Annotated in this window: 11 protein-coding genes; 9 read left to right on the forward strand and 2 right to left on the reverse strand. The window is 64.9% G+C overall.

The annotated features are described in order from the left end of the window. Positions 1 to 64 precede the first annotated feature (64 nt). Positions 65 to 1,405 (reverse strand): serine hydrolase domain-containing protein, encoded by a 1,341-nt coding sequence (locus F3H35_RS08405; protein ID WP_149779155.1) that lies wholly within the window; start codon positions 1,403 to 1,405, stop codon positions 65 to 67. Positions 1,406 to 1,880: 475 nt separating this feature from the next. Here F3H35_RS08405 and F3H35_RS08410 point away from each other — a divergent pair, with 475 nt between their 5' ends. Then, a complete protein-coding gene (locus F3H35_RS08410) occupies positions 1,881 to 4,046 on the forward strand; it encodes a hypothetical protein (RefSeq protein ID WP_149779156.1) in 2,166 nt (721 codons plus the stop codon). Positions 4,047 to 4,097: 51 nt separating this feature from the next. Here the strand turns inward: F3H35_RS08410 and F3H35_RS08415 are convergent, their stop codons facing one another. Further along, on the reverse strand, positions 4,098 to 4,907 hold the full coding sequence (locus F3H35_RS08415) for an IclR family transcriptional regulator (RefSeq protein ID WP_149779157.1): 810 nt from the start codon (positions 4,905 to 4,907) through the stop codon (positions 4,098 to 4,100). Between the two features lie 171 nt (positions 4,908 to 5,078). On the opposite strand from F3H35_RS08415, the gene F3H35_RS08420 reads away from it, so the two are divergent. The 8 genes from F3H35_RS08420 (at position 5,079) to F3H35_RS08455 (ending at position 14,725) form a co-directional block, all read left to right on the forward strand. Further along, positions 5,079 to 6,596 carry an ABC transporter substrate-binding protein gene (locus tag F3H35_RS08420; RefSeq protein ID WP_188129922.1) on the forward strand — a complete coding sequence of 506 codons (1,518 nt, stop codon included), beginning with the start codon at positions 5,079 to 5,081 and terminating at the stop codon, positions 6,594 to 6,596. Positions 6,597 to 6,721: 125 nt separating this feature from the next. Continuing rightward, the gene (locus F3H35_RS08425) at positions 6,722 to 7,639 is read left to right on the forward strand and encodes an ABC transporter permease (RefSeq protein ID WP_149779159.1); all 918 of its coding nucleotides are present in this window, start codon (positions 6,722 to 6,724) and stop codon (positions 7,637 to 7,639) included. 7 nt (positions 7,640 to 7,646) lie between these two features. Continuing rightward, complete coding sequence (locus F3H35_RS08430; RefSeq protein ID WP_149779213.1) at positions 7,647 to 8,543, forward strand: ABC transporter permease; 897 nt, start codon at positions 7,647 to 7,649, stop codon at positions 8,541 to 8,543. A gap of 4 nt (positions 8,544 to 8,547) precedes the next feature. After that, positions 8,548 to 9,546 carry an ABC transporter ATP-binding protein gene (locus F3H35_RS08435; protein ID WP_149779160.1) on the forward strand — a complete coding sequence of 333 codons (999 nt, stop codon included), beginning with the start codon at positions 8,548 to 8,550 and terminating at the stop codon, positions 9,544 to 9,546. Beyond that, positions 9,543 to 10,541: an ABC transporter ATP-binding protein gene (locus F3H35_RS08440; RefSeq protein WP_149779161.1), complete on the forward strand. Its 999-nt coding sequence runs from the start codon at positions 9,543 to 9,545 to the stop codon at positions 10,539 to 10,541. The genes F3H35_RS08435 and F3H35_RS08440 overlap by 4 nt, the downstream gene beginning before the upstream one ends. A gap of 1 nt (position 10,542) precedes the next feature. Beyond that, on the forward strand, positions 10,543 to 12,129 hold the full coding sequence (locus tag F3H35_RS08445; protein WP_149779162.1) for a gamma-glutamyltransferase family protein: 1,587 nt from the start codon (positions 10,543 to 10,545) through the stop codon (positions 12,127 to 12,129). Further along, positions 12,126 to 13,511, forward strand: coding sequence for a M20 family metallopeptidase (locus F3H35_RS08450; RefSeq protein WP_149779163.1), 1,386 nt, complete (start codon positions 12,126 to 12,128; stop codon positions 13,509 to 13,511). Before F3H35_RS08445 ends, F3H35_RS08450 begins: the two co-directional genes overlap by 4 nt. Positions 13,512 to 13,639: 128 nt before the next feature. Further along, the gene (locus F3H35_RS08455; RefSeq protein ID WP_149779164.1) at positions 13,640 to 14,725 is read left to right on the forward strand and encodes an AbrB family transcriptional regulator; all 1,086 of its coding nucleotides are present in this window, start codon (positions 13,640 to 13,642) and stop codon (positions 14,723 to 14,725) included. The last annotated feature ends 112 nt before the right edge of the window (positions 14,726 to 14,837 follow it).

Here is a 14,837-nt window from a genome sequence, read left to right on the forward strand (position 1 = left end):
CGCAACGCCAGCTCACGAGGCGTCGTGGCGCCCGATCCATAGGCTTCCTTTCGTCGTCAGCTCATCAGGTCCTCGACATCAGGAACTCGGCCACCGCCTGATAGGCTGGCAGCGAGGTGGGATCGATGAAGCCGTTCTGTGCGCGCGGGTAGGACGCGAGCCGCACCAGAACCATCTGGGCGGTGGGATCGACATAGATCGTCTGCCCGTGCACGCCGCGCGCCGCAAAGGCGCCGTGATCGTTATGCAGGACCCACCACTGGCTGGTGTAGCTTCCGTCCGGGATCGTCGGAAAGCCGCTGAACTTTGACGGGTCACCGCCGGAGCGGATCTTTTCGACCACCTCGGCGGGGAACAAACGCTCACCGTTGAGCGCGCCCTCGTTGAGCATCAGTTGGCCCAGACGCCCCAGGTCGCGCAGCCCGGCGGTGATCCCGCCCCCGGCGAAAGGCACGCCTTTGCCGTCGACCGTCTGATAGGCGTCCTGCTCGGTCCCGAGGCGCCGCCACAGACGCTCCGAGGCCAGCTCTGTCACCGCCTTGCCCGACACACGGCTGATGATCCAGCCCAGCATGTCGGAGTTGATCGTCTTGTAGTGGAACGCGTCACCGTGATTGCCCTCGGGTTCGACCTGCTGGAGGTATTCCCAGTAGCCGTCCGGCCCCACATAGTCGTCGGGCTTGGGCAGGGGGCTGGCCGCGCGTGAATAGAGCCAGATATCGGCGTCGGGGTCCGAGTAGTCCTCGGAGTATTTCACGCCCGTGGTCATATCCATGACCTGCCGCACGGTGGCCGCCGCAAAGGCGCTGTCGCCGATTTCGGGAATGATCTCGCGCACCAGCTTGGTGTCGTCCAGCATGCCCTCGACCACCATGATCTCGGCCAGAAGGCCGGTGACCGATTTTGTCATCGACATGATGGCGTGCTTGCCGTCTTCTTCGAGGCAGCCGAAGTAGCGTTCGTAAACGACCTCACCCCTGTGCAGGATCAGCATGCCGTCTGTGTAGTTGGCATGGAGCGAGGCTTCCCACGTCATCTCTTTGTCGCTGTTCTGCGGCGTGAAGGTGACGGCGTCGATCGCTGCCCGCATGTCGGCGAAATCGGACGGCGAAGGATAGCTCAAGGGCACCGGCGCGCCGAGGCCGCGGCTGATCTCTTCGGTGGGCAGAAACTCCCGCAGGTGACAGACGGACCAGCGAAGCTTCGGGAAGCTGAAATAGACGCTGTCGGGCTGCGTGATCATCTTGTCGGCAGGCGGCGGAAAGCCCTGCATCCAGCCCATGACATTCGGGTCGGACTCCTGCGCCGACAAAGGGGCGGATTGCGCCTTTGCCTCGGGTGATATGCTCAGCGCCATGGCAACACAGGCAGCCGCTGCGATCAGATTGGTGGGTGAAGGCGACATTGACGAAATCTCCTGTGCAAGGGGAAGCGTTCCGGATGCTTCGGCGACCTAATCCCATCAGGCGGTCTTCCTTGAGTGGGCTTTCAAGCGATTGATCAGGAAACGGCATAGTCTGTGAGGGGACACGCGATCCTGGCTGATGACTTTCAAAAATGCGTAACTGGATGGCATTGTAGCTCAAGACTGTCCTTGCACAAAATGCGCAAAGCATCAGGCGCCGGTTTTCATGCAGGCATGCGATGGCGAAGAAGGCGTCTTGATCAAGCCGGATTTTGGCAGGGGTTGACCCGTGGCTCGCGTGGGCTGCACCCGCTTTCCCCTGCAGCTGCGCCAGCGGTGCGGCGGTGATCTTGACCCGCCGCGGGCTTGACATGAGAGCGCTGGGCGAGAAGGCTGGGGGGATATTCAGACAAGATATTCAAGGCAAGACATGAATTTACGCGGCCCTTCTTTCGCATGTGCACTTTCCATCGGCATGATCCCGGCAGCGGCGTGGGCCGATTGCGCCCCCATCCCGTTCGATCCAAGCGCGGTCCTGTGCTCCGGGGTCGATATCGACGGGTTCGCCTCTGGGCTGGGCCATGTCACCGTGAGTATTTTGGGAACGGTGATATCGACGACGGATGCGCTGTGGCTGACCGGGGTCGCGCCGACGATCCTCAATCAGGGCGAGGTCAATGGCGTGCAAAGGGGCGTGGTGGCGCCGCTGCAGGCGGTCATCCGGAATGCCGGCACCATCATCGGCCAGAGTGCGGCGGCGATCGATGTGGCGCAAGGCGCCACGATCACCAACATGTCCGGCGCGACGATCCGGAGCCTGTCGGGGCAGGCGATTGTCGCGGGCACGGGGCTGACCCTGAGCAATCAGGGCAGTTTGTCCTCTGCCGGGCGCGCGGCGACGGTGGCGGGCGGTGTGTCGGCCAAGGTGATGAACATGGCGGGCGGCGAGATCCTGTCGGTGGACGGGACCGCGCTCAAGGCGGGGCTGGGTCTTGAGTTGACCAATTCCGGCGCGCGCATCAGTGCCGGGGCCAATGGCGATGCCGTCACCGCCGACGCCGGCTATGCGATCCGCAACGATGTGGGCGCCGAGATCAGCGCGGTCGCCGGCGATGCGATTTCGCTGCGTGGCGAGGGGGTGATCACCAATCAGGCGGGGGCGCGGATCTCGTCGCTGCAAGGCTCGGCCATCCGCGCGGCGGATGGGGCGCTTGTCGCCAATACCGCGGCCACGATCCGGGCGACGGGACCGGCCTCGACGATCAGGGGATTGAGCCGTTTAACGGTGCGCAATACGGGCGAGGGACGGATCACCGCGCTGAGCGGCTCCGCGATCGAGGCGGGTGTCGGGCTGTCGCTGAGCAATGGGCCGCTATCGGTGATCGAGAGCCAGTTCGGACTTGGGGTGGATGCGGGACTATCGGGTGTCGTGACGAATTCCGGCACCATCTCAGGGGGGATGGGCGGTGTTGCGCTGGGTGCAGGCTCGAGGCTGCGCAACGAGGGCATCGGGTCGATCCGGAGCGCCGGGGGGCCTGCGGTGTCGGGGCGGGGCGCGGTGGAGATCGGCAACGCGGCGGGGGCCGGGATCATCGCCAGCGCAAGCGCGCCGGCCGTGGCGTTGCAGGCCGCGACCGGCTCGAGGCTGCGCAACGAGGGGCTGATCGAAGGCCGGTCGGGCGATGCGGTGGATATCGAGGGTCTTGATGCGATCCGCGTCGAGAACGGGATCACCGGGGAGATCCGCAGCGTGACCGGAACCGGGATCGTGATCGATGCGAATGCGGCGCGTGTCGAGAATGAGGGGATCATCCGGGGCGAGGCCGGCGGGATCCGGCAAAGCGGCGGCGTCCGGCTCGATGTGGTCAACCGGGCCGGGGGGCGCATCGCGAGCGCGTCGGGCACGGCGCTCGAGGTGATCGAGGGGCAGGTGGAGACCGAGCGCAACAGCGATATCTCGGGCTGGACCTTCGGGGTGAGCATCGCCAGCGGGCGGGTGCGGAATGACGGGCGCATCGAGGCGCGGGCGGAGCGGAGCGGCAGTGCCGCCCTGCATGTCGCGGCCTCGGGGAGGGATCTTTTTCTGGGCAATGGCGGGGAAATCCGGGGATATGCCGGGATCGTTCTTGATGAGCGCAACAGCGCGCATCAGCAGATCGAGAATGCGGGCCGGATCGAGGGCACGGGCGGCACGGCGATCCGCTTCGGGCAGGGGCATATGCGCAGCACCGTGAGCCTGCTCGATGACAGCGAGATCGTGGGGGATGTGCTGTTCGGGGCGTCGGACGATTTCCTGAATATCTTCGATATCGCCTCGGGGACGTTGATCCGGAACGGCATTTTCGACGGCGGCGCGGGGCGCGATACGCTGACATTCGCGACGAGCTATGATTGGGAGGATATCCTGAAGGTCGATCTGCTGGATGAGACCGCCTTCGGGATCACCGTTCGGGCGCAGGACGGCGCGTCCTTGTTCGGGGAGTTCCGGAATTTCGAGCGTTTCGTGATTGCCGGCACGGCGCGGAGCGGTGCGGAGCTGCGCGAGGCCTTCATCGCGCCGGTGCCGCTTCCGGCGGGCTTGCCGATGCTGGCGGCGGGGATCGGGCTTATCTTCGGGCTGCGCCGGATGCGGCGGCCCTGAGCGGGGAAGGCGGCGCGCGCGACGTGTTCGGCGCGACTCTACGGCAGGAGATCAGGCCGGATCGGACGCGCCCAGGCCGCCTGAGCGGTAGGGCTGGAACGACGGCGAGATCGCGTTGGCGGTGTCCTGAAGCGCGGGCAGAATGTGCTGCTCGATCTTTTCGCGGCTCCAGGTATGGGCGGAAACCGAGCATTGGACGGCGGCATGCGCGCGCCCGTCATGGCCGATGATCGGAGAGGCGACGCCGATTTCGTTGAGGATCATCTGACCCGTGGAGATCGCGAACCCGTCATGCACCGCCTCTTCGACGCTGCGCCGGATCTCGGCGCGGTCGGTGGTGGTGCCGGGGGTGAATACCTTGATCGGCCAGTTGTCGATCGCGGCGTTGCGTTCTTGTTCGGGATAGGTGGAGAGAATCGCCCGGCCCGCTGATGTCGAGAGCGCAGGCAGACGACGCCCGATGATCGTTGCCGCGAAATAGGTGCGTTTGCAGGGCAGGCGGCTGACATAGACGATATGATCGCCGGACATCTCGGCGAGGTTCACCGTCTCGCCCAGCTCCTGCGCGAGGTCGATCAGCTTGGGGATCGCCTGTCCGACCAGAGGATCGGACCAGTAATAGGCATAGGCCAGCTGCAGCCAGGCGTGAGAGGGGCGGAAGCGGCGCGTGTCGGGATCCTTGTCGAGCATCCCCTCCATGTGAAGCGTGTTGGCCAGACGCTGGGTCGCGCTTTTGTCGAGCCCGCTGCGCTGGGCCAGTTCGCCCAGTGACAGCTCGGTATTGCCTTCGTCAAAGGCGCGCAGGAGGCGCAGCCCTTTGGCAAGCGATGCGACATAGAGCGTGTTCTGTTTCGAGTCCATGGACGTGCCCTGTGTTTGCGCGCGCGGCGGAGGAAAGGGGTTGACGCTCAGCCCCGGTTTCGCATTATGGATCATATATAAGTTTTAAGTATCATAATATGATACGGCGTCAAGATATAAACCGGGCGAACGGAACATGACGGATCGTCCTTTCACGCAAGGGAGACAGTGATGCGGAAAACATGGTTGAAATCCTCGATCGCGGGGCTGGCGCTGGCGGCGTCGGCGGGGGCTGCGCTGGCCGACAAGGCGAATGACACGCTGCGCGTGGCCTTCACCAAGGAGCTGGAAAACGTGGACAGCTATTTCAACTCGTCGCGCGAGGGCGTGGTCCTGCAGCGTGCGATCTGGGATGGTCTGATCTATCGCGATCCGGTGACCAACGAGTATTCGGGCAATCTGGCCACGTCGTGGGAATGGATCGACGACACGACGCTGGAGTTGAAGCTGCGCGAGGGTGTGACCTTCCACAATGGCGAGCCGTTCAACGCCGATGACGTGGTCTACACGGTCAATTTCGTCGCCAAGGAAGAAAACGGCGTCAAGACGCAGCGCAATGTCAACTGGATGAAATCGGCCGAGAAGGTCGATGATTACACGGTGCGCATCCTGCTGAAGGAAAAATTCCCGGCGGCGATCGAATTCCTGTCGGGTCCGGTGTCGATGTATCCCGATCAGTATTACGCCGAGGCAGGACCCAGCGGCATGGGGCTCAATCCGGTGGGGACCGGGCCTTACAAGGTCGTGTCGGTCGTTCCGGGCCAGCATTTCGTGCTCGAGAAGAACGAGAATTATCACGACAGCCCCAAGGGTCAGCCTGAGATCGGCAATGTGGATATCCGCACGATCCCGGATGTGAACACCCAGATGGCCGAGCTGTTCAGCGGATCGCTGGACATGATCTGGCAGGTGCCTGCCGATCAGGCCGAAAAGCTGGCCGAGATGGGCCGCTTCACGGTGCAGAACGAATCCACGATGCGGGTGGGATACCTGAACATGGATGCGGCGGGCCGGTCGGGCGATACGCCGGTCACCGATCTGCGGGTGCGGCGGGCGATCAATCACGCGATCAACCGCGAAGAGCTGGTGAATGCGCTGCTGAAGGGCAAGTCGCGCGTCGTCTATACGCCCTGCTTCCCCAGCCAGTTCGGCTGTGTCGAAGAGGCGGCCAAGACCTATGACTACGATCCCGAGAAGGCGCGCGCGCTTCTGGCCGAGGCGGGCTATCCCGACGGGTTCACCATCGAGTTCTATGCCTATCGCGACCGCGAATATGCCGAAGCGATCATGAGCTATCTGAACGCGGTCGGCATCAAGACCGATTTCAAGTTCCTGCAATATTCCGCCCTGCGCGAGCAGAACATGAAAGGCGAGGTGCCGCTGGCCTTCCTGACCTGGGGCAGCTTCTCGATCAACGATGCCTCGGCGATGGTGAGTCAGTTCTTCAAGCATGGCTCGCTGGACGATGCGCGCGACGACCAGGTTCTGGCGGATCTGAACGTGGCCGACAGTTCGACCGATCCGGAGGTGCGCATCGAGCATTACACCAAGGCCATCGAGCGGATCACCGATCAGGCCTATTGGGCGCCGATGTTCTCGTACAACACGAATTACGTCTATACCGACGAGGTCGCGTACACGCCCACCGCCGATGAGGTGCTGCGCTTCACGACCATGTCCTGGAACTGATCGCTGAAAAGCTGCGGGCGGTGCGTGATGCGCCGCCCGCCGGTTTGCCCGGTGCCCCGAGAGGGTCCGCCCGACATTGACCGTGGTCTCGCGCCCGTGCGCGCGACGAGAAAAGGGTTTTGCCCGTGCTTATCTTTATTCTGAAACGATTGGGGCTTGCCGTTCTGGTGGCCTTTACCGTCTCGTTCATCAGTTTCACGTTGCTGTTCATGGCCGGCGATCCTGCGGCTGCGCTGGCCGGGGAGACCGGCAGCGGCGAGGATATCGAAGCGATCCGCAAGCTGTATGGCTTCGATCGGCCGATGCTGGTGCAGTATTTCGACTGGCTGCTGTCGGCGGTGCAGGGCGATTTCGGGGAGAGCTATTATTTCCGGCTGCCGGTGGCGTCGCTCATCGCCGAGCGGCTGAGCGTGACGATGACGCTTGGGGTCTGCGGGATCACCTTTGCGCTGGCGACCGCCGTGCCGCTTGGCGTGGCGGCCGCGATCCGGCCGAATTCGATCATCGACCGGGTGGCGCTGTTTCTGTCGGTGGCGGGGCAGGCGATGCCGAGCTTCTGGTTCGGTCTGATCCTGATCGTGGTTTTCGCGATCAAGCTGGGCTGGTTGCCGCCCTCGGGCGCGTCGAGCCCGGCGCATTTCATCATGCCGACCATCGTGTTGGGCTATTACGCGATGCCCGCGATCATGCGCCTGACGCGGGCGGGGATGCTGGATGTGCTGGCATCCGATTACATCCGCACGGCGCGCGCCAAGGGCGCGCCCGAGGGGCGGGTGCTGTTCCGGCACGCGCTGCGCAATGCGATCATCCCGGTGGTGTCGCTGGCGGCGGTGCAGATGGGGTTCATGCTGGGCGGCTCGATCGTGGTGGAGTCGATCTTTGCGCTGCATGGCGCGGGTTATCTGGCGTGGGAAAGCATCGCGCGCAACGATCTGCCCACGGTGCAGGCGCTGATCCTGGTCTTTTCGATGTTCTACATCGTTTTCACTTTTCTCGCGGATGTGCTGAACGCATGGCTCGATCCGCGCATGCGGAGCAGCTGACATGGCGATGAGCGAAACCAAAGACCCGCTTCTTCAGGAGATCATCGGCCCGACCCCGGGACAGATGCTGCGCAAGCGCATCTTCGGCCATCAGGGGTTGCTGATCGGGGCCGTCGTGCTGGGGCTGTTGCTGTTCGTGGCGATCTTTGCGCCGCTGCTGGCGCCGCATGATCCTTATGCCCAGAGCCTGATGAACCGGATGGAGCCGCCGGTGTTTCTGGGGGGCAGCTGGGAGCATCCGCTTGGCACCGACCATCTGGGCCGCGATTACCTGTCGCGCCTGATCTATGGCGCGCGGGTGTCGCTGATGATCGGGGCGATTGCCGCGCTGATCTCGGGTGTGATCGGCACGGCGATGGGGGTGGCCGCGGGCTATTTCGGGGGGCGCGTGGACATGGTTGTCACGTTCCTCATCAATGTGCGCCTTGCGATGCCGGTGGTGCTGGTGGCGCTGGCGGTGGTGGCCATTCTGGGCGGCTCGTTGCAGGTGGTGATCGTGGTGCTGGGGCTTTTGCTGTGGGACCGCTTCGCGGTGGTCATGCGCGCCTCGACATTGCAGGTGAGGGGGCGCGAATACGTGGCCGCCGCACGCGCGATCGGCGCGTCGACCCCGCGTGTGATCCTGTCCGAGATCATGCCCAATATCGCCAACAACCTCATCGTGGTGGTCACGCTGGAAATGGCGCATGCCATCTTGCTGGAGGCGGCGCTGTCCTTTCTGGGTCTGGGCGTCCAGCCGCCGACCCCGAGCTGGGGGCTGATGGTGTCGGAGGGCAAGAACATGATGCTGTTCGAGCCGTGGCTGGTGCTTATTCCCGGCGCGGTGCTGTTCCTGCTGGTGCTGGCGATCAATCTGATGGGGGACGGTCTGCGCGACGTGACCGCCCCGGAAAACCGGAGCTGAGAGAATGGACAAACCTTTGCTGAGTGTCCGAAACCTTACCATCGACATTCCGGTCGGGGGTGGCACGCTGCACGCGGTGCGGGGGATCGATTTCGATCTGAACCGGGGCGAGACCCTGTGTATCGTGGGCGAGAGCGGGTCGGGCAAGTCGCTGACCTCGCTGGCGGTGATGGGCCTTCTGGGCAAGGCCATCCGCCGGGGCGCGGACCGGCTGGAGTTCGACGGCACCGACCTGACCACCGCCAGCCCGCGCACCATGCGCAGTCTGCGGGGCGCGCGGATGTCGATGATCTTTCAGGAGCCGATGACGAGCCTCAACCCGGCCTATACGATCGGCGATCAGCTGACCGAGGCGCTGTTGCTGCACCGCAAGGTGGGGCGAGAGGCGGCGCGCGCCCGCGCGGTGGAACTGCTGGAAAAAGTGGGGATCACCGCCGCCGAAAGCCGGTTGTCGCAATATCCGCATCAGTTGTCGGGGGGGCTGCGCCAGCGGGTGATGATCGCCATGGCGCTGATGTGCGAGCCCGAGCTGATCATCGCGGACGAGCCGACCACGGCGCTCGACGTGACGATCCAGGCGCAGATCCTGCGCTTGCTGCATGATCTGGGCCGAGAGATGAACATGGCGATGATCCTGATCACCCATGATCTGGGCGTGGTGGCGCGCGTGGCCGACAAGGTGGCGGTGATGTATGCGGGCGAGCTGGTGGAGACGGGGGCCGCGACCGAGGTGTTCAACACGCCGACCCATCCCTATACGCGCGGGCTTTTGCGCTGCATCCCGCTGCCCGGCAAGACCGAGCGCGGAAGCCGGCTTGGCACGATCCCGGGCATCGTGCCGTCGCTGATCGGCGATATCCGGGGCTGCGCGTTTCGCACGCGCTGTGCGCATGCGGTGCCGGCCTGCCACGAGGCGATCCCGCTGCGCGGCGAGGCGGGCCACAAGTTCCGCTGCGTTCACGAGGACGGCAAGCGCCACGCCGAAGAGGAGGCCCTCGCATGAGCCAAGAGACATCCCAAGCCGTGCTGGAATTGCGGGGCGTCACCAAGACATACCGCGTCAAGCAGGGGATTTTCGGCAAGGCCAAGCCGCTGACGGCGGTCAACGACGTGTCGCTGTCGCTGCCGCGCGGCGAGGTGCTGGGCCTTGTGGGCGAGTCGGGCTGCGGCAAGTCCACGCTGGCCAAGATCCTGCTGGGGCTGGAGGCGCCGACCCATGGGCAGGTCATGATCGACGGCAAGGAAATCCTCGCACAAGACCGGCTGAGCCTTGCGCGGCGCATCCAGCCGATCTTTCAGGATCCCTATTCCTCGCTCAATCCGCGCAAGAGCATTTTCGACATCGTCTCGTTGCCGCTACGGGTGCACAAGGTGGGCGGCCCCGAGGAGTGGGAGCGCAAGGTGCGCGACATCCTCGATATCGTGGGGCTGCCGGCGCGGGTGATGAACACCTATCCCAGCCAGATGTCGGGTGGTCAGCGGCAGCGCGTGGCGATTGCCCGAGCGCTCATCATGAAGCCCGAGATCGTGATCTGCGACGAGCCGACATCGGCACTGGATGTGTCGGTGCAGAGCCAGATCCTGAACCTGCTGGGGGATCTGCGGCGCGAATTCGGGCTGACCTATCTGTTCATCAGTCACGATCTGGCGGTGGTCGAGCATCTGGCGACGCGCGTGGCGGTGATGTATCTGGGTCGGATCGTCGAGGAATCGGATGTGGCGGGCCTGTTCGACAGGGCGGGGCATCCGTATACGCAGGCATTGTTGAAATCGGTGCTGACGCCCGAGCCGGGGCTTGGCGTGCCGGACACGCAACTTGGCATGGCCTATCCCAATCCGATCGACCCGCCTTCGGGGTGCCAGTTCCATCCGCGCTGTCCGATGGCCACTTCGCATTGCAAGGCAGTGGCGCCGAGGCCCGTGGATACCGGGCATGGCCGGGTGGAATGCCATCTGCACGATCCGCAAAGCCCGATATATGACGCGAAGGTGGCCTGAGATGTCGGTGAACCTGTCGCGCACGGCGCGCACCACGAAGACCGTGATCGAGACCGACAAGGGCGTTGTCGCGGCCCAGCACAGGCTGGCGGCACAGGCGGGGGCGGATGTTCTGGAGGCGGGCGGCGATGCGGTGGATGCCGCGATCGCCACTTCGTTCGCCATTGGTGTTCTGGAGCCGTGGATGAGTGGCCCGGCGGGCGGCGGCGCGCTGATGCTGTGGCGCGCGGACGAGGCGCGCGCCGAGGCGCTGAATTTCGGGATGCGCGCGCCGGGGGCGTTGGACCCTGCAGACTATCCTCTGAGCGGCAAGGGGCTTGCCGGTGATCTCTTCCCTTGGGAAGAGGTGGTGGACAATCGCAACGTGCAGGGTGCCACGGCCGTGGCGGTGCCGGGTGTCGTGGATGGCATGGGCCAGATGCATGCGCGCTATGGCAGGATGCCCTGGGCCGATCTGCTGGCGCCGGCCATCGGGTTCGCCCGAGAGGGGCTTTTGGTGGACTGGTATGCCGCGCTGGTCATCGCCTCGACGACACGGGAGCTGGCCAAGGACGCGGATGCGGCGGCGCTGTTTCTGGAGGATGGGCAATGGCCGAAGATCAGCGGCTGGACGGCGCTGGCCGAACAGCGGCTCGATCAGTCGCGCATGGCCGACACGCTGCAGACGCTGGCGCGCGAGGGTGCCCGCGCGTTTTATGACGGCGACCTGGGGGCGGCGCTGGCGGCGGACATGCAGGCCAAGGGAGGCAGCCTGAGCCACGAGGATTTGCGCAGCTACCGCGCACAGTTCAGCGAGGCGCTGAGTTTCGGGTATCGCGGCGGGCAGATTCATGCGGTGCCGGGCCTGACGGCGGGGCCGACCTTGCGGCACGCATTTCAAGCGATGGCGCAGACAGGCTTTGGCCCGGAGCCGGATGCCACGTCGTTTCGCGCCACCGCGGGCGGGCTGTTCGACGCCTATGCCGAGCGGCTGCAGACCATGGGAGATACCGGCGAGGCCGAGACCCATCCGGGCTGCACCACGCATTTCTCGGTGGTCGACCGGCATGGCAACATGGTCGCTCAGACACAGACGCTTTTGTCGATTTTCGGCTCAAGGGTCGTGTCGCCCTCGACGGGGTTGCTGATGAACAACGGGATCATGTGGTTCGACCCGGTGCCGGGGCGGCCCAATTCGCTTGGCGCGGGCAAGAGATGCCTGATGAATGTCTGCCCGATCCTTGGCGAGAGCGGCGAGACGCGCTTTGCCTTCGGGGCCTCGGGGGGGCGCAAGATCGTGTCGGCGATGGCGCAGATGGCGTCTTTCGTCGTCGATTTCGGGATGGATGTGGGGCAGGCCTTTCACCAGCCGCGCATCGATGTCTCGGGGGGCAGGACCATCGTCGCCGACGAGACCCTGCCAGCCCCCGTGATCGAGGCGCTGGCCGCGGATCATCCCGTCATCACCACCCGCCGCAGCCCGTTTCCCTATGCGTTCGCCTGTCCGGCGGGCGTGATGCGCCGTGACGGTTGCAACAGCGGCTGCACCGAGATCATGTCGCCCTGGGGCGACGCCATTTGCGAAGACAACCTGACAGGCACAAAATGACACGCAATTCCGCAATCGAAACCGTATCCAGTTTTTTCGACGAGGGCCGCTTTCAGGCCGAACTGTCCGATCTCGTGGCCTATGAGACCGAAAGCCAGAACCCCGCACAGGCGGCCGAACTGGCGCGCTATCTTGAAGAGGCGATGACCGAGCGGCTGACCGGCATGGGGTTTCGCTGCAAGATCCATCCCAATCCGGTGCAGGGCGCGGGGCCGATCCTTGTGGCCGAGCGCCACGAGGGCGACGATCTGCCCACCGTGCTGAGCTATGGGCATGGCGATGTGATCCGCGCCCAGGCCGACCAGTGGCGCGAGGGGCTGCATCCCTTTCGCCTGATTGAAGAGGGCGAGCGGCTTTATGGGCGGGGCAGTGCGGACAACAAGGGCCAGCATCTGATCAATATCGCGGCGCTGGAGGCGGTGCTGCAGACGCGCGGGCAGCTTGGTTTCAACTGCCGCATGGTGATCGAGACCGGCGAAGAGACCGGCTCGCCGGGGCTGGCGGAGTTTTTCGAGGCGCACAAGGCGGATTTGTCGGCGGATGTGCTGATCGCCTCGGACGGGCCGCGCCTGCAGCCCGAGACACCGACGATGTTCATGGGCTCGCGCGGGGGCGTGACCTTCGATCTGGTGGTGGATCTGCGCGAAGGTGCGCATCATTCGGGCAATTGGGGCGGGCTGCTGGCGGATCCCGCGATGATCCTTGCGCAGGCGCTGTCCACGATCACCGATGTGCGCGGCCAGATCCGGATCCCCGAATGGCGGCCCGACAGCCTGAGCGATGACGTGCGCGCGGCGCTGCGCGATCTGCCGATCGCAGGGGGCGACGGGCCGTCGATCGACGAGGATTGGGGCGAGGAAAGCCTGACCCCGGCCGAGCGCGCCTATGGCTGGAACAGTTTTGCGGTGCTGGCGATGAAGAGCGGCGTGCCAGAGGCGCCGGTCAACGCGATTTCGGCCCATGCACGCGCCACATGCCAGCTGCGCTACGTGGTGGGCACGACCCCCGAGGATATCGTGCCCGCGCTGCGCCGGCATCTGGATGCACAGGGGTTCGAAAAGGTGCAGATCGTGCCGCATGAGCGCGGCTTTTTCCGTGCCACCCGGCTGTCGCCGGATCACCCGTGGGTCACCTTTGTCGCGGCGTCGCTGGAACGCACCGCGGGGCAGGCGCCGCATATCCTGCCCAATCTGGCAGGCTCGTTGCCCAATGACGCCTTCACGGATATTCTTGGATTGCCCACCGTCTGGGTGCCGCATTCCTATCGGGGTTGTTCGCAACATGCGCCGGATGAGCATGTTCTCAAGCCGGTCTGCCGGGATGCGCTGCGCTTGATGGCGGGCCTGTTCTGGGACATCGGCGAGGGGGAGTGCCCGAAGTGAGGCGCAGGCGCATGGCGCGGCAGCGGGAGCGGCAGACACGGCAGAGATGGCAGGGTGGTGCGATCCGCCCCGGCGCTGCGCAGTGTTCTGGTCCCGGCCTTGTGCCGCTGGACTGAGGCGACCGGAAGATGCCCGAGATGACACCGGACTGGTCGCTCAGGCGCCTTGTGCATCTGGTGGCGATCTATGCGGGGGCGCTGCTTTTCGGGCTGGTGGCGCATTGGCTGCATTTTCCGCTGCCCTGGATGATCGGGGCGATGGTCTTTGCCTCGAGCGTGCGGATGCTTGACCGACCGCTGCCGGTGCCGGGGCAGACCCGCCAGATCGGGCAGGTTCTTGTCGCGACATCCGTGGGGCTGTCGTTCACCCCCGAGGCGGTGGGGGCGATGGTGTCGTTGCTCATTCCGATGGTGGGGGCGGCGATCCTGACGATCGGGCTTGGCTTCGTGGTGGCGGCATTCCTGATGCGGGTCACGCGGGCCGATATCATCACGGCGGTTCTGGCCTCGATCCCGATGGGGCCGGTGGAAAGCGCCACGCTGGCGGTCAAGCACAATGTGCGGCCCGGCCCGGTGGTTTTTGCGCAGACGTTGCGGATCATGTTGCTGGTGCTTCTGATTCCGCCGGCCATCGTGGCGCTTGACGGCACGGTGAAAGACCCGGTCGCGGCGCTGAGCCGGATGGAGTGGACGGCATCGGGGGCGCTGCTTCTGGCGCTTGCGGGCGTGGCGGGGGCCTATGCGGCGCGCGCGGTGCGGCTGGCCAATCCGTTTTTCGTGGGATCGCTTGGCGGGGCGGCGCTGGCGGCGGCGTTCAGCCTGCCGATCACCGCCTATCCCTATCCGGTGCTGGTGCTGGCGCAGGTGTTTCTGGGCGTCTGGCTGGGGGCGGTGTTCGACCGTGATCTGGTGCGACATGCGCGCGGGTTCATCCCGGGGGCGATCATGGCGTCGCTTCTGCTGATCGCGCTTTGCATCTGCATGGGAATGGCTCTGACATGGATCACGGATGAGAAATGGCAGGTGATGATGCTCTCGACGGCGCCGGGCAGTGTCACGGAAATGGCCCTGACGGCGAAGATCCTCGAGGACGGTCTGGCGGTGGTCACGGCCTTTCACGTGGTGCGTATTTTCATCATCCTGCCCTTTGCCAGTTCGATCATCGGCGTCACCGCGCGGCTGGCGCAGCGATGGGGGCTGCAATCGCATGACTGACCGAAGGAAAGCCCGACATGCAATGCGCGCCAGAGCGCAAGAGCCCAAGAGATGCGTTGTAAGCGCAGTACCGGCCCGGTAGAGTGGCCGAAAATGTCTCACAAAACTGCAG

This window comes from Roseovarius litoreus (assembly GCF_900142765.1).
In the GTDB taxonomy this organism is placed as follows: Bacteria; Pseudomonadota; Alphaproteobacteria; order Rhodobacterales; family Rhodobacteraceae; genus Roseovarius; species Roseovarius litoreus.